At 62.2% G+C, this 25,816-nt stretch carries 21 protein-coding genes and 2 pseudogenes; 18 read left to right on the forward strand and 5 right to left on the reverse strand.

Annotated elements, in window-relative coordinates; all coding sequences use genetic code 11:
* Positions 1-3: 3 nt before the first annotated feature.
* The 13 genes and pseudogenes from KDB76_RS27945 to KDB76_RS28005 form a co-directional block, all read left to right on the forward strand.
* Positions 4-2,622: a phage tail tape measure protein gene (locus KDB76_RS27945; protein WP_038410283.1), complete on the forward strand. Its 2,619-nt coding sequence runs from the start codon at positions 4-6 to the stop codon at positions 2,620-2,622.
* Positions 2,622-3,500: a phage tail protein gene (locus tag KDB76_RS27950; RefSeq protein WP_038410284.1), complete on the forward strand. Its 879-nt coding sequence runs from the start codon at positions 2,622-2,624 to the stop codon at positions 3,498-3,500. The genes KDB76_RS27945 and KDB76_RS27950 overlap by 1 nt, the downstream gene beginning before the upstream one ends.
* On the forward strand, positions 3,500-3,706 hold the full coding sequence (locus tag KDB76_RS27955) for a tail protein X (protein WP_038410285.1): 207 nt from the start codon (positions 3,500-3,502) through the stop codon (positions 3,704-3,706). Before KDB76_RS27950 ends, KDB76_RS27955 begins: the two co-directional genes overlap by 1 nt.
* On the forward strand, positions 3,694-4,809 hold the full coding sequence (locus KDB76_RS27960; RefSeq protein WP_038410286.1) for a contractile injection system protein, VgrG/Pvc8 family: 1,116 nt from the start codon (positions 3,694-3,696) through the stop codon (positions 4,807-4,809). The genes KDB76_RS27955 and KDB76_RS27960 overlap by 13 nt, the downstream gene beginning before the upstream one ends.
* A 9-nt stretch (positions 4,810-4,818) precedes the next feature.
* Positions 4,819-5,370 carry a phage baseplate assembly protein V gene (locus KDB76_RS27965; protein ID WP_038410287.1) on the forward strand — a complete coding sequence of 184 codons (552 nt, stop codon included), beginning with the start codon at positions 4,819-4,821 and terminating at the stop codon, positions 5,368-5,370.
* Positions 5,371-5,426: 56 nt separating this feature from the next.
* Complete coding sequence (locus KDB76_RS27970) at positions 5,427-5,804, forward strand: GPW/gp25 family protein (RefSeq protein WP_080708197.1); 378 nt, start codon at positions 5,427-5,429, stop codon at positions 5,802-5,804.
* Positions 5,788-6,912 (forward strand): baseplate J/gp47 family protein, encoded by a 1,125-nt coding sequence (locus tag KDB76_RS27975; protein WP_038410289.1) that lies wholly within the window; start codon positions 5,788-5,790, stop codon positions 6,910-6,912. The genes KDB76_RS27970 and KDB76_RS27975 overlap by 17 nt, the downstream gene beginning before the upstream one ends.
* Positions 6,905-8,035 carry a phage tail protein gene (locus tag KDB76_RS27980; RefSeq protein ID WP_049870837.1) on the forward strand — a complete coding sequence of 377 codons (1,131 nt, stop codon included), beginning with the start codon at positions 6,905-6,907 and terminating at the stop codon, positions 8,033-8,035. The genes KDB76_RS27975 and KDB76_RS27980 overlap by 8 nt, the downstream gene beginning before the upstream one ends.
* Complete coding sequence (locus tag KDB76_RS27985) at positions 8,032-8,397, forward strand: hypothetical protein (protein WP_038410290.1); 366 nt, start codon at positions 8,032-8,034, stop codon at positions 8,395-8,397. Before KDB76_RS27980 ends, KDB76_RS27985 begins: the two co-directional genes overlap by 4 nt.
* An 11-nt stretch (positions 8,398-8,408) precedes the next feature.
* A complete protein-coding gene (locus tag KDB76_RS27990; protein ID WP_144241796.1) occupies positions 8,409-10,973 on the forward strand; it encodes a hypothetical protein in 2,565 nt (854 codons plus the stop codon).
* Positions 10,974-11,049: 76 nt separating this feature from the next.
* Positions 11,050-11,619, forward strand: coding sequence for a hypothetical protein (locus KDB76_RS27995; protein ID WP_049870838.1), 570 nt, complete (start codon positions 11,050-11,052; stop codon positions 11,617-11,619).
* Positions 11,613-11,921: a hypothetical protein gene (locus KDB76_RS28000; RefSeq protein ID WP_038410292.1), complete on the forward strand. Its 309-nt coding sequence runs from the start codon at positions 11,613-11,615 to the stop codon at positions 11,919-11,921. Before KDB76_RS27995 ends, KDB76_RS28000 begins: the two co-directional genes overlap by 7 nt.
* Before the next feature lie 132 nt (positions 11,922-12,053).
* Positions 12,054-12,170 (forward strand): annotated as a pseudogene (locus tag KDB76_RS28005) (hypothetical protein); the annotation flags it as partial.
* Positions 12,171-12,392: 222 nt separating this feature from the next.
* On the opposite strand, the gene KDB76_RS28010 reads toward KDB76_RS28005, so the two are convergent.
* Positions 12,393-12,761: a response regulator gene (locus KDB76_RS28010; RefSeq protein ID WP_023662911.1), complete on the reverse strand. Its 369-nt coding sequence runs from the start codon at positions 12,759-12,761 to the stop codon at positions 12,393-12,395.
* On the reverse strand, positions 12,758-13,750 hold the full coding sequence (locus tag KDB76_RS28015) for a response regulator (protein WP_013974754.1): 993 nt from the start codon (positions 13,748-13,750) through the stop codon (positions 12,758-12,760). Before KDB76_RS28015 ends, KDB76_RS28010 begins: the two co-directional genes overlap by 4 nt.
* Before the next feature lie 238 nt (positions 13,751-13,988).
* Here KDB76_RS28015 and KDB76_RS28020 point away from each other — a divergent pair, with 238 nt between their 5' ends.
* Positions 13,989-19,037 (forward strand): ATP-binding sensor histidine kinase, encoded by a 5,049-nt coding sequence (locus tag KDB76_RS28020; protein WP_024087898.1) that lies wholly within the window; start codon positions 13,989-13,991, stop codon positions 19,035-19,037.
* A gap of 117 nt (positions 19,038-19,154) precedes the next feature.
* On the opposite strand, the gene ycaC (KDB76_RS28025) is transcribed toward KDB76_RS28020, so the two are convergent.
* Positions 19,155-19,781 (reverse strand): isochorismate family cysteine hydrolase YcaC, encoded by a 627-nt coding sequence (gene ycaC, locus KDB76_RS28025; protein ID WP_004375560.1) that lies wholly within the window; start codon positions 19,779-19,781, stop codon positions 19,155-19,157.
* Between the two features lie 73 nt (positions 19,782-19,854).
* Complete coding sequence (locus tag KDB76_RS28030; RefSeq protein WP_013974756.1) at positions 19,855-20,217, reverse strand: AraC family transcriptional regulator; 363 nt, start codon at positions 20,215-20,217, stop codon at positions 19,855-19,857.
* 180 nt (positions 20,218-20,397) lie between these two features.
* Between KDB76_RS28030 and KDB76_RS28035 the strand changes: the two genes are divergently transcribed.
* From KDB76_RS28035 to KDB76_RS28045, 3 genes are all read left to right on the forward strand, one after another.
* Positions 20,398-21,372 (forward strand): GlxA family transcriptional regulator, encoded by a 975-nt coding sequence (locus KDB76_RS28035; protein WP_024087899.1) that lies wholly within the window; start codon positions 20,398-20,400, stop codon positions 21,370-21,372.
* 243 nt (positions 21,373-21,615) lie between these two features.
* Positions 21,616-23,403, forward strand: a complete 1,788-nt coding sequence (locus KDB76_RS28040) for a monovalent cation:proton antiporter-2 (CPA2) family protein (protein WP_024087900.1) — start codon at positions 21,616-21,618, stop codon at positions 23,401-23,403.
* Positions 23,404-23,818: 415 nt separating this feature from the next.
* Complete coding sequence (locus tag KDB76_RS28045; protein WP_015272306.1) at positions 23,819-24,112, forward strand: hypothetical protein; 294 nt, start codon at positions 23,819-23,821, stop codon at positions 24,110-24,112.
* 177 nt (positions 24,113-24,289) lie between these two features.
* Here KDB76_RS28045 and ycaC (KDB76_RS28050) read toward each other — a convergent pair whose 3' ends face one another.
* Positions 24,290-24,919 (reverse strand): isochorismate family cysteine hydrolase YcaC, encoded by a 630-nt coding sequence (gene ycaC / locus KDB76_RS28050; RefSeq protein WP_013974760.1) that lies wholly within the window; start codon positions 24,917-24,919, stop codon positions 24,290-24,292.
* Positions 24,920-25,199: 280 nt separating this feature from the next.
* Between ycaC (KDB76_RS28050) and KDB76_RS28055 the strand changes: the two are divergent.
* Positions 25,200-25,814, forward strand: a pseudogene (locus KDB76_RS28055) (LysR family transcriptional regulator); the annotation flags it as partial.
* Between the last annotated feature and the right edge of the window lie 2 nt (positions 25,815-25,816).

Genomic DNA, 25,816 nt, shown 5'->3' on the forward strand with positions numbered 1-25,816 from the left:
CCTATGGCGAACGAAGTCCTGGTTGGATTGAAGATCGGCGGCGTCGTATCGGGCAGCCTGCATGCCGCCTTCGGTTCAGCGAAATCCACGGTGCAACAGCTTGGCCGGGCTACCGACGGCCTCACGTCTAAACACAAACAGCTTGGCACTGAGCTTTCTGCTGCGCTGGCGCGGGGTGGCACTGGCATTGGTCGCATGCGCCTGCAGTACGACCAGGTCGGTCGTACCATCGATCAACTGAAGGCCAAGCAAGAGCGCCTGAATGCCAGCATCGCACGCGGTGAAACACTCAAGGCTGCGCGTGGAGAGCTGCGTGGCCAGTTTATGGAGACAGCGGGTACTGGCGCCGCCCTGGGCGCTCCAGTCGCACTCGCCGCACGCACAGCCATCGACTTCAAGGACCGGACCAACGACATCGCCATCACGGGTGGCTTCGATGCCGCTGAAGAGCTGCGACTGGGAGAGGTCCTTCGAGGCTCGGCGTTGAAGTGGAACCAGACCCAGTTGGAGGTTGCCGCTGGCGCCCAGGTGCTGATTGCAGGGGGTGTTTCAAACGTCAAGGAATTGGAGGCCTATGCGCCTCTCATGGCCAAGTTTGCAACGGCCACACGTGCCAGCATGGATGATCTTGGTTCAGTCGCCATTGCTCTGAACGATAACCTCGGCATTGGCGCGGCTGGATTTGAGCGTTCCATGAATATGCTCGCCTCGGCGGGAAAGAACGGTCAGTTTGAATTGGCCGACATGGCCAAATGGTTGCCCCAGTTGACGCCTCAGTTTGCCGCTTTAGGGATCACTGGCGAGCGTGCTGTGGCAGAAATTGGCGCCTCTCTCCAAATCGCCCGGCGTGGTGCTGGGACTAATGATGAGGCTGCCAACAATTTCAAAAACTTCCTTTCGAAACTGACTGCAAAGGACACTCTTAAGTCATTTGAGGGTGCTGGCATTAATCTCCAAGACGCAATGACAAACCTGGTTGGCAAAGGCCTTACGCCAGTCCAGGCTATGCTTGAGGTGATTACCCAGTACGTTGGCAGTAAGGGGCCAAAAGCAGCCGGCGAGTTCCAGAAAGCCATGGCTATCAAGGATGATGCTGAGCGAGAGACTGCTCTGAAGCGTTTGAACGAAGCCTATAAGTTGGGCGAGCTCTTCGCTGATATGCAGGTGCTTTCCGCTGTCCGACCCATGTTGGCCAACCGCGAGGATCTAAGCAGGATTCAACAAACCAGCATTGCAGACGCCGACAAGGGCGTTGGCGATGCTGACTGGGCGAAACGTATGGAGAGCCCGAAGGAACAGCTCAAGGCGCTGACCATCAACTTGTCCGAGCTTGGAATCACGGTCGGCAGCGTTCTGTTGCCAGCCCTTGTTGAGGTCACCCAGGCAGCAATTCCATTGGTCCAGGGGTTCGCAACGTGGGCCGGTGAAAACCCCGTCCTGGTGAAGTCCGTCATTGGTCTGGTCGGCGGCTTGTTGGCGGGTAAGTTGGCTTTTATTGGCCTGGCCTACGGTGCCAACCTGGTTATGTCGCCACTGGTCGGTCTGAGGACCACCATCACTTCGCTGTCGTCCAAGTGGACCCTGCTTCGTGCCATGTGGCAGATGGGCAAGTTCGCACCGGTCATCACGGGTTTGAAAGCTGTCGGTGGCGGCGCACTCACCGTACTGAAATACAGCGGCCTATTCGCTCGCGGGATCGCTACCGCGTTCGGTGCACCACTGATGATGGCGGCGCGTGGTGGCCTGATGTTGGGCAAGGTGCTCGGCGGAACTCTGCTATTCGGCCTCAAACTCGCAGGCCAGGCTGTGCTCTGGCTGGGGCGTGCATTGCTGATGAACCCCATCGGCCTGGCTGTTACGGCCATCGCCTTGAGCGCCTATCTGATCTATCGCTATTGGGAGCCTATCAAGGGGTTCTTCAGCGGACTGTGGGCTGAGATCAAAGCGGGTTTCAACGGTGGTCTGCTGGGGATCGCTGGGCTCATCCTCAACTTCTCACCAGTTGGCCTGTTTTATCGGGCCTTCGCGGGCGTGATGAACTATTTCGGGATTGAGCTGCCGGGTAAGTTCAGCGAGTTTGGCGGCAACATCATCAGCGGCCTGGTCACTGGTATCGGCAACAAGCTCGACTCAGCGAAAGAGTCGGTTCTGGCCATCGGCACGTCGATCAAAGGTTGGTTTACCGAGACCCTCGGTATCCAGTCACCGAGTCGGGTGTTCATGGGATACGGCGCGAACATCAGTGAGGGGGCGGCAATCGGCATTGCTTCCGAAGCCGACCTGGTTCGCCAAGCCGCGCTCGGTATGGCCGGACAAACTGCCGTAGATCTTGCCGCTCCGAAGGTCCCGTCGTTATCGGCAACTGCGTTGCCTGCAGAGCGTTTACCGCCGAGCCCGGAAGCCATATCGATGGCCAGCAGAATGGGCAATACAGATCCAGGCGCCGCCCAGGCAGGTTCAGGTGCGGGGATGGTCGTCCATTATTCGCCAAGTATCGTTGTACCACCAGGTGCGCAGGCACAAGTAGGACAAGCACTGCAGATGAGTTACGCGGAATTTGCTCGATTTATGGAGCGCTTTCAGCACGACCAGGAGCGCCGCAGTTATGGAGGGCGTAAGTAATGTTCGCTGTTCTCGGAAAAATAGAGTTCGAAGTTGCCGGCGGATTTACCGGTTTGGAGCAGCGCGGCTCAGCCAATTGGGCTGAGCACAACCTGATCCAGGGCAAGCCGTTGCTTGAATGGGTCGGGGAAGGCCTTGATGAACTGACGTTCACCATGGCGTTGCATCCGTGGCTCGGCGACCCCGAGACGCAACTGCGTACTCTGCGGGAAGCGAAGAGCAAGCATGATCCGTTGGCGTTTGTTCTCGGAAGCGGTAAGTACGTCGGCAACTTCGTTGTCGTCGACATCAACAATACGCTGAGACGCACATCGGCCGATGGGCGTACCTACGCCACTGATGTTCAGATCAGCTTGAAAGAGTATGCCGGGCCATTTACGCCGAAGGTTCCTCGGCCTGGTCTGATCGATCCTGCCACCGCAACAACTGCGATGGCCAAGCTCTCCCCAACGTTGGTATCGAAGCTTGCCCCAGTGCTGACCGCAGCTCAAAAAGCGCTTGGCTATGCGCGCCAGGCCGGGACAATGATTGGATCGGCGAAAGAGATTTACGATGCGGTGAGGAACACAAGTCCAGCAATGCTGCTTGCCCGAGCACCGCAGCTGGTCGGCGTAACCGAGCGGGTACTGGGTCCAATCAAAGGGTTTTCGGAGACGGCGAGCTTGCTCAGCGATGGCAACGACCTGGTGCAGTTGGGGCAGCAGATGTTTAGCGATATCACCAATGCCAAGTCGAGCCTCAACCCACTTGACCTGGATAACGTAGTAGATCGCTTCGAAAACTCCGGCCGTTACATCTCGCAGGCCTACGACAAGTTCAATGGTGCCTCAACTCGCTTGTCTGGCTTGGCTGCGCAAGTCATTACCAGGAGAGCGTAATGTTTCTGACCCACATCACGGTGGAGGGCGAGCGGTGGGACCAGTTGGCGTATCGATACTATGGCGATGCCCACAGGTACCACCCTATCGTTGAAGCCAACCCACATGTACCGATCACCCGAGCCCTGTCGGCAGGCTTAAAGCTCGCCATCCCTGCACTTGAACCTGTTGTATCGACGGAGGACTTGCCGCCATGGATGCGTTAGTGCCAGACCAGGTTCCGGAGGCGCGATTTGTTCTGACTTACCAGCAGCGCAACATCACACACGATGTCAGCCAGCACCTGACGTCCATCTCATATGCAGACAACCTGACTGGCCAGGCCGACTCGCTGGATGTTGAACTGGAGGACGCCGAGAGCAAGTGGCTGGACGCGTGGTATCCAGGTCACGGTGACGCGCTCGCTCTTTCGCTTGGATGGGCGGGCAAGCCGCTGCGCCAGTTGAGCCGCCTTGAGATCGATGAGGTGGATTTCAGCTCTGCGCCCACCACCGTGGCCATTCGAGCGCTTGCAACCGGCATCAATACCGCGCTACGAACCACAGAACATAAGGCATACGAAAACACGACTCTCGCGGCAGTGGCTCAGGAGATCGCCAAACGCCAGGGGTTGACGCTCATCGGTAGCATCGAGCCAATCAAACTGGATCGCCTGACACAGCAGGAGTCCGATTTGGAGTTCTTGCGCAACCTGGCCGAAGAGTATGACTACGCCTTCAAGGTGACCGGCTCACGCCTTGTATTTCACGCGATCAGCGAGTTGGCGAAAGGCGCGCCAATTGCGAGGCTGACGCTGAAGGACCTGAGCAATGTTCGTTTGCGTGATCAGATCCGTACCGTGCCCCAAGCGGTAACTGTGAAACACAAGGAGCCAGCCCAGAAGAAATTGATTTCCTATGACATAAAGAATGGCGAGACCGTCGCGGTACCGAGTAGTGGCAGCGGCAAAACCACAAGCGCCGACACCAAGAAGCAGCGCAAGCGGGCAGCGTCAGAACAGGAGGCCAAAGCCAAGGCGAAAGCCGACTTGGCCAAATCTAATCGGGAACGCACAACTGGCAGCTGGTCCATGCGGGGACAACCTGGCCTGGTGAGCGGTAACGTCGTCGCTCTGGTCGGGGCGGGTAAATTGAGTGGCAACTATCTGATTCTGTCGGCCACCCATCGTATTGCCCGTGACGGCGGTTACACGGTTGAACTGAGCGTGTGTCGGGTCGCCGCGCCATCGATCAAGCTGTCATTCGAAAACACCCAGCCCGACCTCGCGCTGGCTAACTACGGTTTTGCCCAGGGCGAGGCCCTGGCCTAAGGGGCCTCAATGAGCATCGAGCTGGAGTACGGTGAGGTAAGCGCTCTCGACTATCCCGGATGCCGTATACGCGTCCGTCTGGATAGTCGGGATGGAGTCGAGAGCTACTGGCTGAGCGTCCCGCAGCGGAACACTCAGGGCACGATGCGTCGACCACTGATGCCCGAGCTGGGAGAGCAAGTGGCTGTGCTGCTCGATGGCGATGGCGTCGGTGGAGTGTATCTCGGTGGTGTCTATTCAACTGCCGAGCCGCCGCCCGTCATTGATAAGGACACAGACTTTGTTCGGTTCAGTGATGGGACGACCATCACCTATGACCGAAAAACCCATGTGATGGCCTTGGACTGCGTCGGTGCAACCACACTGAAGTGCGCCAAGAACTTGAGCGTTGAGAGCGGTGAGCCCGTCTCTGTGAAGGCTCCTGCTGCAGTGCTGGATATCCCGGAGGTGACCATGACGGGTGACTTGATCGTCGGCGGCAATGTTGCAGTCTCGGGCAACATCGATGCTGGAGGGACGATCATGGATAAGGGTGGCAACTCGAACAACCACAAGCATTGATCCTCTTTAAACCCGATTAAAAGCCAACCACGTTGTCGCGCGCCCAATATGGGCGCATGACAACGCCCATCTCACTCTCCAATATCACCGCCGTCCACTGGCAGCCAGCACTTGGCACTGCCGGTGCGGTTGTCGAAGGCCTGCGCGATATTGACCAGGCGATTCGCATCATCCTCACCACGCCAAAGGGTAGCGATCCGCATCGCCCGACCTTTGGTAGCGACGTTAACCAGTACATCGACTGGCCCGTAAATCGAGTCGTGCCGCACCTGGTGCGTGAAGCCGTGGATGCAATCCGCATCTGGGAGCCTCGGGTTGATGTCGTAGAAGTCACTCCCACCATTGAAGGTGCCCAGGTACGTCTCAAGGTCACCTGGCGAGTCGCCGACGGTGTGCCGCAACTGACGGAGGTCTCGTATGCGCGAGCTGCCTAAGCCAGTATTTGTTGTTGTCGATCCAGCGGCGACGGAAGCCGATCTCATTGCCCGGTATGAGGCCAAGTCGGGGAAAACTCTGTACCCAGCGCAGATCGAGCGCCTATTCATCGATCAGATTGCATACGCCACGACCGGCCTGCAGATGTCGATCCAGAATGCCGGCGAGCAGTTGCTCGTCAGGTTCGCAACTGGCGCAATCCTGGACTACCTGGGCGAACTGGTGGCCACCCCTCGCTTGCTCGCTGTTCCAGGTCGCTGTCTGCTGCGCTTTACGCTCAAGGTCGCTGCAACTCAGTCACGACTGATTCCCGCAGGGTCGCGTGTGGCGACACAAGACAGCAAGGTCGCGTTTCTGACCGATGAGGATGTCGTAATTGCGGCCGGGCAGACCCAGATCAATGTCACTGCCAGCTGCAGTACAGTTGGGACCGTCGGTAACGGCTGGGCGGTTGGTCAGATCAGTGCCATTTCTGATCCTGCGCTCTCCGCTGATCTTATGGCTACGAACGTTACTGTGAGCGCAGACGGCGCCGAGGACGAGGATGATGACCGCTACCGTGAGCGCATTATTCTAGCTCCTGAGGCGTTTTCGAATGCCGGCAGTCGAGGCGCATACCGCTATCACGCGATGTCTGTGCATCAGTCGATCATCGATGTTGCAGTCCACGGGCCGGCAGAAGGACAAGAGCCTGGCCATGTTGCGCTGTTCCCGCTGACAACTAGCGGCCTGCCGAACGATGACCTCCTTCAGCGCATGCTTACACATGTCAGCGGCGAGAAAGTTCGTCCGCTGTGCGACACCGTGCATGCGTGGGCACCTGTCGAGGTGAACTACTCGATCAAGGCCACCATCGTCTTTTTCCAGACAGCTGTACGCGAAACGGTGATGGCGCAAGTGAAGGTTGCGGCAGAGACATTTGCTCGTCGACTCAGAGCCGGCCTGGGCGCGGACATCATCCCTGAGCAGCTAATCGCAGCACTCCAGGTGGCAGGTGTATACCGCGCTTATGTCCAAATGCCGGCAGTGCCACGCGAGGTGCTGAGTAATGAATGGGCAGTGTGTACTTCCATCGAGCTTATCGACGGAGGCATGTCCGATGGTTGATCAACAGCTGCCACCAGCACTGGCCGGTGACGAACGATTCGTCTGGCTGAATGAGCTGCTCAACGAGAACATGCAGGGGCTCGACCTCAACGCCATGCTCGTTTACTTGGTCGACCTGGTGCAGCCTTCGGTGCTGCCGATCCTCGCCGAGCAGTTCTCCATGCTGGAAGAGGCTACTTGGCCGGTAGCCCGATCCGATGATGATCGGCGAGCGCTGATCAAGACTGCCATCGAGCTGCACCGCTATAAAGGCACGCCCTGGGCGGTCAAGCAGGCGCTGGCCACCATCGGCTATCCCGTCCTGGAGCTGGTCGAGCAGAAGGCGTACCAAGCTGAATGGATAGCTGCCGGGGGCAAGACCCTAGATGGTGCCTGGCTGCTCGATGGCAGTGTCAGCCTCACGCCACCCGAAACGGGTATCAACGGCCAGGTCATGAAGCGAATGGCCCTGAACCACTGGGCTCAGTATGCGATCCGTCTCAATGCCTCTGAGGGCGATTGGTCACGCGAACAGCAAAAACGTATTCGGAAGGTCGCCGAGGCGTACGCACCGACTCGTGATGAGCTGGTCGGCATCATCATCGCCCTGCAGGCCAAGTTCGATTCGCGCATCACCCTCAAGTCGATGGCCGCTCGCCTGCGGCTCAAGTACACCAAATGCAAGCGTTTCCAGCCTGCAGCCCGGCGCACGTTAGACGGCTGCTGGAAACTCAGTGGCGGTTATGTCGACGTGCTGCTCGATGGTGGCTGGTCGCTAGACGGCCGGCAGCTCAACGGCCATTCACTGATTGGCGCCGTCCTGGACAACGGCCACATCTCTACCCGCCAAAAGATATCGCTGCGTGCGGCCATGACCATGGGGGCTCCGCGTGCTTCTGAGCTGGTTGTCCTGGGGGAGCGTTTTCGCTCGCTCGATGGCAGGTGGCAGCTCGACACCCAAACGCTGCAGGGCTGGCCGATGGATGAAGGTCGAAGCCTGGCCGATGCCCAGCTCAACCGCATTGGCCTGCACCGTCTCGACGGCACCTGGTTGCTGGGCGCCCAACTGGGCGGCCCTGGCATCAGGTTTAGCGCCACCTTACGCATCAAACACAACGGCATCACGACACAGGAGTCGCTATGAGTAACCCGACTGCAACACCCACCACGTTGGCCTACCGGCACCAGGTCGCATTGAGCGCCTCCACTGGTGCCGCCATTTCCAAAGCCGCCTGGATGGCCTTCGGGTCGGGCGATAAGGCGTATTCGCCGGATGAGGACGTTGCCTTGGTGGCTGAGTTCGCCCGCGTTCCAGTGACCAACACCGTGGACGGCGCGGTGCTGACAGTCAGGGGAAGCATGAGCGGCGTTTTAGCCGCAAATAACGTCCTGCGGGAGTTCGGCGTGTTCACCGAAGCGGGCGTGCTGATGGGGCGCCGCGTCGTGAAACCGAAGGAGTTCGAGGACACCAGTGAAATCGAACTCGACCTTGATTTTGAATACTGAGGAACATCGTCATGCCGTTGACTCCAAGCTCCAATCCCGTATTTACGCCCAGCGTTCCGGCGCTGACCACGTCCAGTGTTGCCCACCCGGACACTTGGAATCCGATCCACCAAGCATTGCTTGATAACGACGTAGCTATTAATAAGGCTGTTGTCGAAAACCAGGCGGCGGCTGAACAAGTGACGGATCAGCTTGCTCAGCGCCTCAACAACGTCGAGGCCACCAGCTCAGTGGCGGTGCAGAAAGCTGTCAGCCTGGACTGGCTGTATCGCGGCAACTCGGTGTCGTTTGAACTGTTCACCGAGGGTTATACCCTGATCGACACCGCCCCGGTGGCGGTCGTCCAGGGCATCACCGGTGACGACTCGTTGGACCTCGCCAGTACGGCGTCGATCAAGGCCGGCGAGTATTACGTGCTGAGCGACACCACTGTTCTGGACGATCAGGGCCAACCCGCGCCGGTATCAGCATTGGTCCAGGTGCAGTCCGTGCTGTCGACCGCCCGTGTGCGCCTGACGGAGAACATGACGCGCACCTGGGGGGCTGCGGCGACCCTGCGCCGCTCCAGTCTGGCAATTCCCTCGGCGGGCGTGGCCCAGGCGGTGCCCGGTGACATCTACCTGACGCGCTCGATCAACATCGGCACCGACGCGGAGGGCGGGGCGGTTGTCATCCGACGTAGCCTCAACTCGGGCCTGGCCCGTTTGCGTTACCGCGACGGCTACCAGCCGGCATGGAAAGAGATTGGTTGGTCGCTGCGCCGCCAAGGCGGCTCGATACCGGCCGGTATGGCGGATTATGAGTACATCCTGCCCATGCGTGGCGACGGCTGGCTGCGGCTGGATGTCGAGGGCGAGCCAATGACGATTCGTCACCTCGTCGCGCTGGGTTCGCCCACCGGCCTGGGCGGCTTCATCAACCCCGACCTGCGTCCCGCCGCGCCCGTGATCAGCGCGCCGGCAAACGCCGCAACCGGCGTCATGGAGCGCCCGACCCTGGCGCTGGCGGGCTACGTCACGCCATCCGGCAACGCCCAGGCCGCCGTACAGTTCCAGCTGGCGACAGCAGCGGCATTCGCCACGGTACTGCACGACTCGGGCACGCTGGCCTCTGGCCTGTCCTACGCGCTGCCGGCCGGTGTGTTGCTGGCCAATACCGTGTACTACTGGCGGGCGCGGGTACAGGACGTGGCGGGGTTGTGGTCGGATTACTCGACCGTGGCCAGCTTCACCACGGCCGCGTCCTTCGCCTATGTCGTGCCGCCGACCATCACCGGTCCGGCGGCCAATGCGCTTGATGTGCCCGAGCAGCCGACGCTCGCCAGTTCGGCCTTCACGGTATCGGGCGCAGCGGATACCCACGCGGCCAGCCAGTGGCGTATCCGCCGCGCGGATGGGACGTATGCCGCGCCGGTCTGGGACAGCGGCACGGATGCGGTAAACAAGCTCACGGCGGTCGTCCCGGCCGGCAAGCTGTTGCCGGGGCAGTTGACCTACTACGTGCAGGTACGCCACCAGGGCGCAGCCAAGGGTTGGTCGGAGTGGTCGACGGAAAGCAAGTTCACCACCAAGGCAGCCTTTGCCAATGTGATCGGCATTGCGATGCTCGCCACCGGCGGCGGCGGTGGCACCTGGTCCCGCGTGGATGAAAACGGCGCGAGCAAGGTGACGGACGCTTCGTTTTTTAGCTCGCACGCCACTTACGGCGCGATTCAGGATCAGGTGATTGACGGCCAGAGCATGGTCCGCATTCCGGCCTTCTACGTGAAGCGCGGCACCATTGTCTCGGGGGCCAACTCTGGCAAGAAAGCGGTCTGGATTTCCGACCAGCCCGCGGCGGGATTCACCTTGCACCCAGCGTTCAAAAACGCCGGCGCAGATCTGGCGCAGTTCTGGGTTGGCAAGTATCAGGGTACGTCGGACGGCACCAAGATGGGTTCCAAGGCTGGCCTGACGCCACTGGGCAGCATTAACTTCGCGGCCATGAAGGCCCGCGCCGAAGCTCGCAATACGGCGGGCGTCAGCGGCTTTGCCCTGTGGTCGATCTACCAGCTGTCGGCGATTCAGACGCTGGCGATGATCGAAATGGGCGGCGCCGATTCGCAAGCGCTGATCGGCCAGGGCAACGTCAGTGCTGGCTCCGTCCAGGCGGTCGACAGTGCCACGGTCGCGCAAGCTACCTGGCGTGGCATCGTCGGGCTGTGGGGCAACGTCTACCAGATGGTCGACGGTCTGCAGACCGATGCGTCGAGTAAGTTCAAGGTCTGGGACCGCAACGGCAACAAGTCGTACCTGACCACCACCCGCACCGCGCCCGCGAGCGGCTCTTACCCCGTGGCCATGGCTGAGGATGCAGGGACTGACTATGACCTGAGTGACATCTTTGCACCAGCCATCGTTGATGTGACTGCCAGCAATGGCAGTTACGGCGACACTTTCGCGAAGGGCGCCGACGCCGTGGCGTACCACGGTGGCAATGGCATCGTCGGATCAGGGGGCGGTCTGTTTTGTCTGCGCATCATGTTCGATGCGTCGTTCTCGAACCCCGACGTTGGCGGTCGCCTCGCGAAGGTGTGATGGAACCTGCGACCCGAGTTATGTCTATGGGCTAGCCCGTCGCGCGGGTGCCCGTCTGCTCTGAGGAGAGCACATTGTGAAGATTGAAAATGGAACCCTGACTGTGAACGGTCAGCCTGTGGTGCTGCCTGCGATTCAGGCCGATGCGAAGGTGCGCGTCTGGTCGGTGCCGCTGGCGTACCGTGAAAACGGCTTGTTTGTCGCGGTGATTCTGCCCGGTCAGCCGGACGAGATTCCGGCCTGTTCGCTGGCCGACACTGAGTACCTGGGCGAGCTGAATTACCCGGCGGCCGAGGCACATAAGCTGGAGGCGGCGAAGGCCGCCAAGCTGGTCGAGCTGAATGCCGGTTGTGAGCGGGCGTTGTCGACCCTAACCGCCAGTTACCCACCCGGTGAGCTGCAAAGCTGGCCGCAGCAGGTGAAGGAGGCCGCCGATCTGGCCGCCAATCCGCAGGCGGAAACGCCACTGCTGGCCGCCATTGCCGAGGCCCGAGGGCTGACGATTGTTGAGCTGGTCGAGCGGGTGCGCCTCAAGGCCGAGGCCTATGCGCAGTTGTCGGGCTCGGCCATTGGCCGTCGGCAGGCGCTGGAGGATCTGCTGGAACTGGCGCAAACCTTTGAGGACGTGGAGGCCATCGTATGGTGAAACGTGTAATAGGCCTGGCTCTAGCGATCTTGTGCGGCTTGGCCGGGGTCTTCGCTTGGCTCTGTCTGCTGGTAGCTGTCGTGTTCGGCAGTGCCCGAGCGCAGCGCCTGGCCGTGTCGTTCGACCAGTTGGCCAATACCGCGCTGGGCGGTGATGAAGATGAGACTATCAGTTCGCGAGCCGCCAAGGCAGCTCGCAATGGGAAGCGATGGGGATGCATGTTGTGCAAATTGCTCGACCGCTTTGAACACAAGCATTGCGAGAACAGCATTGAATTAGATGAGGGGGAACGGAGCGGTTGAGTAAATAGCCCACCTGTACGATTGATAGGCGGCTGAGAGTCGCCTTTTTTTCAAATTCTCTTGCATTTGCTGCAACGATTAAAATTGAGATTTATCTCAGAAAGTCCCCCAGGGTTTTCGCGCGCGGCATCACGTGCGGCTCACCGGTTACTGAAGGTGGCGCGGACGCTGGCGGATCTGGAAGGTAACCAGGCAATTGGCCGGGCGCATCTGGCCGAGGCCCTGCAGTACCGGCCGGGGAGCAGTTAGATTGCCGGGGCTGCTTTGCAGCCCATCGCAGGCAAGCCAGCTCCCACCCCGACCGCATCGGCCTCAAACCATGCGCAGTCCCTGTAGGAGCCTGGCTTGCCAGCGATCAGGCCAGTACAGGCAGTGCAAGACAGTTGCTCCCACACCGAATACATCGGCCCAAAGCCTGTGCAGTCCCTGTAGGAGCGGGCAAGCCCGCGAAGGGGCCGGGGCAGGAATACCTCACTGGCTGCCCAGCAAAGCATCTTCAACCACCTTCAGCAGCACCTCTTCAGAGAATGGCTTGCCCAGGCAGACCAGTGCCCCAAGTGCCATCGCAGCCCGCACCGCCCCTTCATCCCAGTGCGCCGACATGCAGATCACCGGCAACCGCCACCCCAGCCTGGCCAGCTCGCGCTGCACCGCCAGCCCGCTCATTCCGGGCATCCTCAGGTCGAGCAGCACACACCCCGCTTGCCGCGCCAGTGCCGAGGCCAGGAACAGGTCCCCGGCAGCAAAAGACAAGGTCTCGAAACCTGCCGAACGCAGCAGGTTGGCCAGGCTTTTGCGCACCGAAGCATCGTCGTCAACGATGCACACCGTGCTGCTCATGCGCCGCCCAGGCCCTCAGGCTGCGCCCCGATAACGTTGTGCATGGCCACCAGTTCAAGCAGCGAGCGGGACTGCATCTTGTTCATGATGTTCTTCTTGTGCACCTTGGTCGTCACCTCGCTGGTGCCGATCTGCCTGGCGATCTGCTTGTGCGACAGGCCGCCGACCACCAGCGAGAACACCTGGCGCTCGCGCTGGGTCAGGCGCTGGTACTTTTCCTGGACCTGCCGCGCATGGTGCCACTTGCGCCCTTCGGCCACGGCACGCGTGCGCACCGCCTGCAGCAGTGTCAGCAGCTGGTCTTCGTCGAACGGTTTGGTCAGGAACTCCACGGCCCCGGCACGCATGGCCTGGACGGTCATCGGGATGGTGCCGAAGCCGGTCATGAACACGATCGGCCAGGGCAGCGCAAGTCGGCGCAGCGCATCTTGGACTTCCAGGCCGCTGGTATCGGGCAGGTGCATGTCCAGCAACAGGCAGGCATAGGGGGTTTCCAGGCGGGCCTCGAACAACGCCTCGGCACTGGCGAACAAATGATGCGGAATGTCCTGCGAGCGCAGCAGGCGGCCCAACGCCGTGCGCACCGACGGGTCGTCATCCACCACCAGCACCGGTACGTTCAAGTGCTCATCGAACAACTCGACAGGTTCGGCCGCGGCGCACAGCGGCGATTTGCCCGCCGCCTTGCCAGGCAACTCGAGGCTGATCTCGGCGGCCAGGCGGTAGCCCCGGCGTGGCACGGTCTGGATCAGGCCCCGGTCGCCAAAGGCCTTGCGCAGCAAGGACACCTGCACCTGCAGGTTGTTGTCCTCGACTACCGTGCCGGCCCACACCTGGCTGAACAGCTCGTCCTTGTCGACCACCCGCCCCTTGGCCTTGATCAGCGTCGCCAGCACTTCGAATGCCCGCCCCCCCAACAGGACAGGCTTACCGTCAACAAAGGCTTCGCGCCGCTCCAGCGACACCTGGGCATTACCTATTCGGATCATGGCTTCCTCGCGCGGGCACGGGCGTTTCCCAGCCCAGGGCAGCCTAGGCCAGGGTACGCCTTCAGACAATTATCCCGAGGGATAGGTTGGCCTGAGGACTATACAAAAGCCCGCCAGCCCCCAGGGGACGATAACGGACAACAGCGTACCCTTTCCTGCCAAGCAGCCTGCAGCCCGCATCCCTGCTGGGTCCGCTGCGTATACTCGTGCGTCAGGATGTCGCTAGCAGGGGTGCCTTATGCTCGATGAACGCCTTGCCCACAGGCCCATCGATTACGACCAGTCCGTCGACGAGGGTTGGCTGAACCGGTGCGACATCAACGCGCTGGGCCAGGAAGGTGAACTCAGTTACTTCCGCCTTCGCGATCCAGCCACCGACCAGGCATGGATCGCCGTGCGCGCCCCGCGCGAGGTCCCCGCCGCCTGCCAGCGCCTGGAACGCGACTACCGCCTGCAACTCGACCCGCAATGGGCGGTGATCCCCTCGGCGTTCGTGCGCTCGGCCGAAGGCCCCCTGCTGGTGTACCCGGCCGGCCGCTCCATCGCCGACCTTATCGCAGAGGGCCCTGCCGCCCTGGCGCCGTTTCTCGAGATTGCGGTGAATGCAGCCACTGCCTTGGCCCAGGCACACGAACGCAATGTGCTGCACGGCGCGCTGCAGCCCGAACATGTGTGCCTGCGCGCGGACCAGCGAGTGCGACTGGGCTGCTTTCGCGCCGACCCGGCGGAACTGATCAGCGAACAAGGCACCCCGCTCGGCAACTGGGCTTACCTGGCGCCTGAACAGGTCTGCCCGCACGGCAGCAGCAGCGACCGACGCACCGACATCTATGCCCTGGGCGCGATCCTTTACCAGCTACTGCTGGGCGAATTGCCTCTGGCCGGGCGCGACACCCAGCACTGGCGCCAGCTGCATGCCGGCGTGCAGCCACGAGCGGCCTGCGAAGTGGACAGCAATGTGCCGCAACCTCTCAGCCGGATCCTGGCCAAGGCCTTGGCCAAAGAGCCGGACGCCCGCTACCAGAGTGCTCGCGCCCTGGCGGTGGACTTGGCCTATTGCCAGCGACAGTGGGCCGCCAGCAAGTCCATGGAGGCCTTCGAACCAGGCTGTGCCGACCCGATGACGCCCGACCGCGCACGCCTGTATGGCCGCAGTGCCGAACAGATGGCCATCGCCCTGCTGCTCAAGGCACAGCGCCGTGACAGCAAGCCACAAGCCCTGTTCATCAACGGGGCTACGGGCATGGGCAAGTCGAGCCTGGTCGAGGCAGCGCTCAGGGCCAACGCCCAGGGTTACTGGGCCATCGGCAAGTGCAACGGCGTTGCACAGGCCTTGCCCTACGCGCCCTGGGTCGAAATTCTCGGCGCGCTGACCACCCAGTTGCTGGCCAAGAACAGCCAGGACCTCGACGCCTTGCGCTGCGAGATTCTGCGCCGTATCAAAGGCCACGGCCGGCTGCTCGGCAAGCTGGCACCAGACCTGCAACTGATCCTCGGCCCCTTGCCCGAGTTGCCGGCCAAGCCCACGCGTCTGGCGCTGCAGAAGGAGTTGCGGGCGATCGTCGAATTCCTGCAGGTATTCAGCCGCCCCGACCAGCCGCTGGTGCTGTTCTTCGATGACATGCATTGGGTCGACGACTCCAGCCAGCAACTGCTGGCGCAACTTCTGGCTCACGCGCCCGGCAACCTGTTGCTGATCTTCGCCCGGCGCAGTGATGCGCCAGCCAGCAGTACACCCCTTGCCCTGCCCGCAGCGGTGCGCAGCACCACGCTGAACCTGCGGCCCCTGGCGGTGAGCGCGGTGACCGAGTTGATCGGCGAGCGCTACCACGTCGGCCCCGAGGACGCATTGCAGGTGGCCGAACTGGTACACGACAAGACTGCGGGCAATCCGTTCTTCATCAATCAGATCCTCCGGGCCATGGTCGAGGACCAGCTGTTCACCTTCGATACCCAGACCATGCGCTGGTCATGGTGCCTGCAGGCCGTGGCCCGCCACCGCTATTCCGACAATGTCGCCGACCTGATGATCCACCGCCTGGTGCGCCTGCCCGAGCCGCAGCGCGACCTGCTGCGGGTGGTCAGTGCGGCTGGCAGCCGCTGTGATGAACGCCTGCTTCACCAGGTACTCTCTCAAGCGCCCGGCGAGCCGTTGAAAGCCTTGATTGGCGCGGGTTTCCTGCAACCGGGCCAGAACGGCCTGGGTTTCGCCCATGAACGGGTGATGGAAGCTGCGTACGCTCTCACGCCAGCGCGCGCACGTGCCCAACTGCATGCACGTATTGCCCAGGCCATGCGCCAGGCCTGGCCGGGGCGCCTGCACGAGGTACTGTTCGAGCTTGCCAACCAGCTGCAACGCGCCAGCCCATGCGGGTTTGCAGCGGATGACTGCGAAGCTTTTCTGCAGCTTTTACGCGAGGCAGCAGCACGCGCACGCGATGGCGGCGCGTTCGAACAATCGGCTGGCTACCTGCACACGGCCGAGCAGTTGCTGCAACGCGGCGCAACGCTGGAAAGCCGCGCCACGCATGGCTTTGCCATCGCCTGCATGGCCACCGAGTGCGACATGCAACTGTCGCGAATGGTCGCGGCCGAGGCCCGCATCACTGAATGCCGCCTGCGCGCGCGCTCGGCGTTGGACCAGGCGCGGGTATGCCGCCTGCAGGCGCTGCTGTACACCTTGCGCGGCGACTATCAGGCGGCCATCGACAGCACCATTTCCGGCCTGGACTTGCTGGGTATGAGCCCGGTGCGAGGTGTCGACTGGCAACAGGTCGAAGCCAGTCATGCCCATGTACAGACCTTGGTCGAACAGAAAGGCCGACACTGCCTGGAATCGCTGCAGCGCACCGATTCGGAGGAAGTGACAGTTGCCATCAGTCTGCTGGCCACCCTGTCGTCATCGTTTTTCGTAAAGGACGACATCTGCTTCCTGCACCTGGCCAAGCTCATGGAGCTGTCACTGCTGCACGGCGTCGCCCCGGGCAGCACCTACGGCATGGCCTGGTACGGGGTGATGATTGCCGAGCGCTTCGGCGCCTACCATGATGGCCACGCTTGCTGCCTGGCTGCGCTCAAGCTGATAGAGCGGCACGGTTTCGACGCTGACTTGACCAGCGCGCTGCTGGCCCTGGACCAGGTCAGCGCCTGGACCTCGCCCATGGAGTTCGCCCGCCGTACCGCACTGGATGCGGTCGACTCGGGGCGCCTGAGCGGCGACCTGGCGATGAGCTGCTATGCCTGCAACCACCTGGTTTCCGATTCGCTGTTCATGGGCCGCTACCTGCCGGACGTGGTGGAGGAACTGGCGCAAGGCCTGGCCACCGTGCGTCACTACGGTTACCGCGACATCGAGCAGATCCTGCAGGCCCAGCAAGCGTTCGTCGCCAAATTGAGCTGCACGCCCTGCCCGGCCTCGGCCACAGCCTCGAAATCGCCCACCACGCGATTCTTCCAATACCTCATGGCCGGCATGGGCGACTTCTACCTGGGTAACATCCCGCAGGCCATGCGCAACCTGGCACTGGCCGGGGACAACACCTGGGCGGTACCAGCGCACATCAACCTGGCCGACTATCACCTGTTCCGCGGCCTGGCCCTGGGCAGCCCCGAGGCCATTGGCAGCCTTGCCGACAAGCTGCGCGAACTACACACCCTTCGCGAGCGCTTCGGCCGCTGGGCCGGCTTCAACCCGGCCACCTTCCGCAACAAGCTGTTGCTGATCGAAGGCGTGATCGCCAAGCTCGAAGGCGACGGCCTGGCCGCCATCCGCTGCTTCGACCAGGCACAGATCGCCGCCACCGCCGCCGGTTTCATCCACGAGCAGGCGCTGGCCCACGAACAGCTGGCCGAGGTATGCATCCCCAGCGGCCTGATCTCCGGCGCCAACCTGCACCTGCGCATCGCCCGCGACTGTTTCCATATCTGGGGCGCGACCGGCAAGGTGCACCAGCTGGAGGCGTTGCACCCGTTCCTGCGCACCCAGCCAATCCAGGAAAGCCAACGCGCAACCCACCAGGCCAAGCTCGACCTGGAAGCCGGCATCGAGGCAGCACGGGCGCTGTCCGAGGAAGTGCTGCTCGAAGGCCTTATCGAAACCCTGATGGGCCACCTGACCCAGCATTCCGGCGCCGACCACGGTGCGCTGCTGATCGTCAGCGGTGCCGAATTCCAGATGGCTGCCCTCGCCTACATCGACGACGCCGGGCTGCACGTGAGCATGGACGACTGCCAGAAGTTCATGACCCAGGCACCGCTGTCGATCATCAACGCCACCATGCGCACCAAGAAGCCCCTGGTGCTCAACGATGCCCAGAGCGACTGCCCCGAGGCCTTCCGCCAGCAGTTGCACGCGCGCAAGGCCCGTTCGGTGCTGTGCCTGCCGCTGGTGATCCAGGGCGTGCTGATCGGCCTGGTGTACCTGGAAAACCGCCTGGTGCCGAACCTGTTCGGCGGCCAGCGCCTGGCCATGCTGGAAATACTCGCCTCACAGGCGGCGGTGTCGCTGCAAACCGCCAAGTTCTACACACGCCTGGCCGAAGACAACCAGACCCGCGCCCAGATGGAGACCGAGTTGCGCCGCTCCCGCGCGGAATTGGCCCGCACGTCGCACTTGCAGGTGATGAACGAGCTGTCCGCGTCCATCGCCCATGAGATCAGCCAGCCGCTGCTGGGCATAGCGTCCAACGCCGCTGCCAGCCTGCGCTGGTTGAAACGCGCCAAGCCCGACCTGGAAGAGGCGATTGCCGGCCTGGAAGACATCCGCAACGACAGCGAACGGGCCGCCAACATCGTGCGTGCGCTACGCTCGCTGGCCAAACAGTCGCCGATGCAACTCAAGGTGGTGAAGCTGGACGAGTTGATCCGCGAAGTGGTGCGCCTTACATCGGCCGATGCCGCCAAGGGCCCGGTGGACGTGCAGATGCGCTTGCAGGCGGGGGTGAGCGTGATGGCCGACCCGGTGCAGTTGCAGCAGTTGGTGTTCAACCTGATTACCAATGGCCTGGAGGCGCTGGCGGGGTATCGCAGCGATGGGGTGCTGCGGATTGCGTCGGCGGTGGTCGGGAATGAGGTGGAAATCTGCGTGGACGACAACGGACCGGGGATTGCAGCGGATGAGCGCGAGCGAGTGTTCGATGCGTTTCATACCACCAAGATCGGCGGCATGGGGATGGGCTTGGCGATCTGCAACTCGGTGGTGCAGGCCCATGGAGGGCAGTTGCAGGCGCAGGTGTCGGAGCTGGGGGGGTGTCGGATTCGCTTTACGCTGCCTATGAATCCCTCTTGAGCCTGTACCGGCCCTTTCGCGGGTAAACCCGCTCCCACAGGGATAGTGCACAGCCTGAGAACTGCACGGTTTCTGTGGGAGCGGGTTCACCCGCGAAAGGGCCGGTACAGGCTTACATCAACGGGCGCTCAGGGCCGCATAGCTGTTCATCAGGTTGCGGTAGTTGGGAATGCGCTGCGACAGCAGGTTACCCAGCCCTTCGATGTCGTTGCGCCAGTCGCGGTGCAGCTCACAGGCCACCGAGAACCAGTTCATCATCTGTGCACCCGCCTGGGTCATGCGCACCCAGGCCGCCTGCTGCACGGTTTCGTTGAAGGTGCCCGAAGCATCGGTCACCACGAACACTTCAAAACCTTCCGCCAGCGCCGACAGGGTCGGGAACGCCACGCACACATCGGTCACCACGCCTGCGATGATCAGCTGCTTGCGACCAGTGGCCTTGATCGCCTTGACGAAGTCTTCGTTGTCCCAGGCGTTGATCTGGCCAGGGCGGGCAATGTACGGCGCATCCGGGAACATCTCTTTCAGCTCGGGCACCAGCGGGCCGTTCGGGCCTTGCTCGAAGCTGGTGGTGAGGATGGTCGGCAGGCCGAAGAACTTGGCCAGGTCGCCCAGGGCCAGCACGTTGTTCTTGAACTCGTTGGGCGAGAAGTCCTGCACCAACGAAATCAGGCCGGTCTGGTGGTCGACCAGCAGCACCACGGCGTCGTCTTTGTTCAGGCGCTTGTAATCGGGTTGGCTCATCGGGGTGACTCCTTGGGTTGGGAGAACGGGCCGGCACTGTCCACAAGGGGCTATACCGGCGGATAGGTTCGGCTTAAGGATGGGCCTGCGCCTGGCGCCAGGCCTTGGGCGGCTGGCCGACCAGGCGGCTGAAGGCGCGGGTGAAATGGGCCTGGTCGCAGAAGCCGCATTCCAGGCTCACGTGGGTGATCGGCGCCTCGGTGGCGAGCAGGCGCTTGGCCTTTTCCATGCGTGCCAGCAGGCGCCACGCCTGGGGCGAGAGGCCGGTGTTGACCTTGAACGCGCGCGAGAAGTGGCTGCGGGTGAGGTTGCATAACCCGGCGATTTCGATGATCGACAACGGGCTGTGCAACATCAGTTCCTTGGCCCGGCGCAAGCGCGCCGGCGTCAGTGCGCCGGGGGTTTGCAGCGGCGCTTGGGGCGTCCCGGGGTGCATGGCGGCTCTCCTGTTCAATGCAGAAAGTCTCGCCTCCGGCACATGACAAAGTCCTGAGCCAAACCTGAATTGTTGTTAATTGCGCGCTGCTGGCCCTGACGGTTTTGCCGATACCTTAAGATGCGTTTCGTATTCAGCTTCGGGCCGCTGGTGGCGGCCGGCATTCAAGGCATAAGAGCGATGCAGGAAAAACCCGCCCACCGCACCGTGGCCATGGTGTTGTTCAATGATGTGCTGTTGCTGGACGTGACCGGGCCCATGGACGCGTTTGCCATTGCTAACCGCTTCCTTCCTGCCGAGCGGAAGTACCGGCTGCTGACCCTGGCCGAAGGGCAGGCAGCGGTGCGCGGCTCCTGCGGGTTGAAAGTGGTAGCCGACCTGCGTCTGGAGGATTTGCCGGAATCCGTCGACCTGTTGCTGGTGCCAGGCGGCCCGGGCGCCTATGACATCGCCCTGCCAGGCATCGAGCGCTGGCTGCCCCAGGCCGTGCGCCGGGCCAAACGTTTTGGTGCAATATGCACCGGGGTATTCCTGCTGGGCCGGGCCGGGCTGCTGGACGGCTATCGCTGCACCACCCACTGGAACTACGTGGAGCGCCTGGCACAAGCGTTCCCCGAGGCGAAGGTCGAGACAGAGCAGATATACGTGATCGACCGTTGCCTGATTACCTCGGGCGGCATCACCGCAGGCATCGACCTGGCACTGGCAGTGGTGGCCGAGGACCACGGCAAGGCGCTGGCCCTGGAAGTGGCCAAGGTGCTGCTGGTCGCCCGCCATCGCCAGGGCGGGCAGACACCCTACGGGCCACTGCTGGCGGCTGTACCGCGGGATGATTCGCCGATTGCACGGGTGCAGGCGTACATCGTCGACCATATCGAGCAAGCCTTCACCGTGCAGAAAATGGCCGACCTGGTAGCCATGAGTGGGCGCAACTTCGCCCGCACCTTTCAACGCGAGGTGGGCATCACGCCGCTGCAATACTTGCAGAACGCACGCATCGACCGCGCGCGCAAGCTGCTGGAAAGCAGCGACCTGCCGTTGAAAGTGGTGGCGACGCAGTGCGGTTTTGGCAGTGACCGGCATTTGCGCAAGGTTTTCTGCGAGCGGATTGGCATGACGCCGGCGCAGTATCGGGCGCAGTTTGGTGGCAGTTGAGTATGCAGATTTCCTGTGCCGGCCTCTTCGCGGGTGAACCCGCTCCCACAGGTGTTGCGCAGGCTTGAAGACACCGCTGTACCTGTGGGAGCGGGTTCACCCGCGAAGAGGCCGGCACGACTGTCACCTGATTCAGGACAATGTGTCTTCCTCTCAGCAGATTGTCTGGCACTCTCCCATTCCCCCAGAATTGTCCGCCAAACTGATCTAACGCTGCCCCGGCAGCTCATGGAGTACGAGCCAATGCCACACGAAGGCAGCCTTCTGCAAACCGCGGTGATCTTCCTGCTCGCCGCTGTCCTCGCCGTCCCCCTGGCCAAGCGCCTGCACCTGGGGGCCGTGCTCGGTTACCTGCTCGCCGGCGTGATCATTGGCCCGCAGGCGCTGGGCCTGATCCGCGATACCGAAAGCGTGGCGCACATTTCCGAGCTGGGCGTGGTCCTGCTGCTGTTCATCATCGGCCTCGAGCTGTCGCCCAAGCGCCTGTGGCTGATGCGCAAGTCCGTATTCGGCGTCGGCACCGCCCAGGTGCTGCTCACCGGTGCGCTGATCGGCGCCATCGCCCTGTTCGGCTTCAGCCAGACGCTACCGGCGGCCATCGTGCTCGGTCTGGGCCTGGCGCTGTCGTCCACCGCCCTTGGCCTGCAGAGCCTGGCCGAAAGCAAGCAGCTCAACGCCCCGCACGGCCGCCTGGCGTTCGCCATCCTGCTGTTCCAGGACATCGCCGCCATCCCACTGATCGCATTGGTTCCGCTGCTGGCCGCCAGTGGCCCGGACACCAGCCACGGCGACAGCCTGGAGCATGGCCTGAAGGTGTTCGCCAGCATCGCGGTGGTCATCGTCGGTGGCCGCTACCTGCTGCGCCCGGTGTTCCGCACCGTGGCCCGCACCGGCCTGCCGGAAGTGTCCACCGCCACCGCGCTGCTGGTTGTGATCGGCACTGCCTGGCTGATGGAAGAAGCCGGCATTTCCATGGCCCTGGGTGCCTTCCTCGCCGGCCTGCTGCTGGCCGACTCGGAATACCGCCACGAGCTGGAATCGCAGATCGAACCGTTCAAGGGCCTGCTGCTGGGGCTGTTCTTCATCAGCGTCGGCATGGGCGCCAACCTGCGCCTGCTGCTGGAAATGCCTTTGGTGGTGCTGGGCCTGACCCTGCTGCTGGTGGCCGTTAAGCTGGTACTGCTGATCGGCGTCGGCCGCCTGGCCGGTGGCCTGAACAGCGCCAGCGCCCTGCGCCTGGGCATGGTGCTGGCTGCCGGTGGCGAATTTGCCTTCGTGGTGTTCAAGCTGGGCAAGGACCAAGGCCTGTTCGACACCCAGACCTACGACCTGCTGCTGATGACCATCACCCTGTCGATGGCCATTACCCCGCTGCTGATGATTGGCTGCGCCCACGCCCTCAAGCGCCCGCAACCGGCGCGTGAGGTGCCGGAGCATTACAAGCAGATCCAGGCTGACACGCCACGGGTGGTGATCGTCGGCATGGGCCGCATGGGCCAGATCGTCGCGCGCATCCTGCGGGCACAGAAAGTTCCGTTCATTGCCCTGGAAACCTCGGTGGACACCATCGAGATGACCCGTATGTTCGAACAGGTACCCGTGTTCTACGGCGACCCGCTGCGCCCCGAGGTGCTGCATGCCGCCAAGGTGGGCGAGGCGGAATACTTCATCATCACCATCGATGACCCGGAAGCTGCCATTCACACGGCGGAACGGGTGAAACGCCTGTACCCGCACCTGAAAGTGCTGGCCCGCGCGCGTAACCGCCAGCATGTGCACAAGTTGGCGGATGTCGGCGCCGAGCCGATTCGCGAGACGTTCTACTCCAGCCTGGAGATGACCCGCCGGGCATTGGTGGGGTTGGGGTTGAGCGAGGCGCAGGCGGCGGACCGGATTGCGCGGTTTACCCAGCATGACGAAGAGGTGCTGGTGGCCCAGGGGCAAGTGCGTGATGACCGGGCCAAGGTGATGCAGACGGCCAAGGAGGCCCGGGCGGAGTTGGAGCGGTTGTTTGATTCGGATGCGGATTGAGGGTTGGCGCATCGATTCAGGAAGAGGGCTCAGGCCCTCTTTTGTATTTTTGGCTTGAGATTGTCTGGGTCCGCTGCGCGGCCCCAGTGCACAAAAATATCAGCAGCATCCTACTTCGTTGCGAGCCATTTCCTACTCAGCCATACCATCTGACGAATTATCCTACGCACCGTGTCGAAGCCCGTCTGATTGTCCGGGGAAAGCCTGCTCTCTAGGCTTGCCGGGTCGCTGTCGGTTCAGCGATCGGGTGTGGAAACCCGGCAGGTAAATCGGAATAGCTGTTGTCATGGCAGCTGCGCGCGGGAGGCCGAATGGCCTGCCGGGGTTCCGATAGCCTGGCTTTCCACCCCGCGTGCAGCCGCCACCCTTCGCGTGGAAACGGATGGTGCCGGCCAACCTCTATCGGAGTTTGGCTATGAAAAAAATTGTCCCCAATCCACCTCTTCCCGACACCAAAGAGCGCGCTTTCAGCCGCTGCGATGCCGGCCATCCACCTTTGTTCACAGTAAACCCGGGCGTCTCTGCCCACGACGCCCTGGTGCATGTCGCCCAGTACCTGCGCGGCGCCTACGACTGTGGCTACAAAGCCCTGGAACACCTGGATGAAACCGGCAAGAGCCTGTTCTGGAGCAACCTGAATGCGCTCGAAATGGCAGAAGGGTTGGTTGAGGCATTGCTGGATGGGATTGAGTCGCAGCCCATGAATTGATGTTGTCCTTGCTGGCCTCTTCGCGGGTGAACCCGCTCCCACAAGGATCACCACAGGCGCTGAAACTGTGCAGTCCCTGTGGGAGCGGGTTTACCCGCGAAAGGGCCAGCGCAGCAAACAAAAAAGGCCAGCTCCCTACAGAGGGAGCCGGCCTTTTTGCATTCAACTAACGGGCTGTTACTTACCCGCAGTCAACGCGTTGTAGCTGGTAATCAGGTTGCGATAATCCGGAATGTGGTTGGAGCACAGCGCCGCCAGCCCTTCGATGTCGTTGCGCCAGTCGCGGTGCAGCTCACAGGCCACGCCGAACCAGGTCATCATTTGCGCGCCGGCGCGGCTCATGCGGTCATGGGCAGCATCGCGGGTCATTTCGTTGAAGGTGCCGGAAGCATCGGTCACCACGAACACTTCGAACTCCTCTTCCAGGGCCGACAGCGCCGGGAACGCTACACAGACCTCAGTCACCACGCCGGCAATGATCAGCTGTTTCTTGCCAGTGGCCTTCACCGCCTTGACGAAGTCTTCGTTGTCCCAGGCGTTGATCTGGCCTGGGCGGGCGATGTACGGGGCGTCCGGGAACAGGGCTTTCAGCTCTGGTACCAGCGGGCCGTTGGGGCCTTGCTCGAAGCTGGTGGTGAGGATGGTCGGCAGGTTGAAGAACTTGGCCAGGTCGGCCAGGGCCAGCACATTGTTCTTGAACTTGTCCGGCTCGATGTCACGGACCAGGGACAGCAGGCCAGCCTGGTGGTCGACCAGCAGGACAGCAGCGTCGTCTTTGTTCAGGCGGTTGTAGGTGAATTTACTCATGGTCTGTGCTCCTGAGGGTTATGAATTTTTCAGCATTCGGGGGTGTTTCGCGTTGATGGGCACAGATTAAAATCATCACCTTTGTGGCGGTAGATAGCAGAATTTGGCTTTAGCGTTCCGTTTTATGAACGATGGATTTGTAGGGGCTGTGCCGGCCTCTTCGCAGGTAAAACCGCTCCCACAGGGATAGCGCAGGGCTTGAGCCCTGTGCATTACCTGTAGGAGCGGGTTTACCCGCGAAAGGGCCGGCACAGGCAACCAAACACCCGGAGACCGATCATTGGAAGACCTCAACTCCCTCTACTACTTCACCCAGGTAGTCGAGCACGGCGGCTTCGCCCCGGCTGGCCGGGCGCTGGACATGCCCAAGTCGAAGCTAAGCCGACGCATCGCCGATCTCGAAGACCGCCTGGGCGTGCGTCTGCTGCACCGCACCAGCCGCCATTGTTCGCTCACCGAGATCGGCCAGGCCTACTACAACCGCTGCCTGGCCATGCGCGTGGAGGCCGAGGGCGCGGCGGAGATCATCGAGCGCAACCGCAGCGAACCGCGCGGCCTGGTGCGTATCAGTTGCCCGACCACCCTGCTCAATTCCTGGGTCGGGCCGATGCTTACCCGCTACATGCTCAAGTACCCGCAGGTGGAGCTGTTCATCGAGAGCACCAACCGCCGCGTCGACCTGCTGCACGAGGGTTTCGACATCGCCCTGCGGGTGCGCTTTCCGCCGCTGGAGAACACCGACATGGTGATGAAGGTACTGAGCAACAGCACCCAGTGCCTGGTCGGCCAGCCGCAGTACCTGGAGCAGTTGCCCAAGGGCTTCGACCCGCAGTTGCTCGGCACGCTGCCGAGCCTGCATTGGGGCAGCGCCCAGCGTGAGTACCAGTGGGAGATTCT

Origin of the sequence: Pseudomonas sp. JS425 (assembly GCF_018223845.1) — a bacterium.
In the GTDB taxonomy this organism is placed as follows: domain Bacteria; phylum Pseudomonadota; class Gammaproteobacteria; order Pseudomonadales; family Pseudomonadaceae; genus Aquipseudomonas; species Aquipseudomonas asiatica.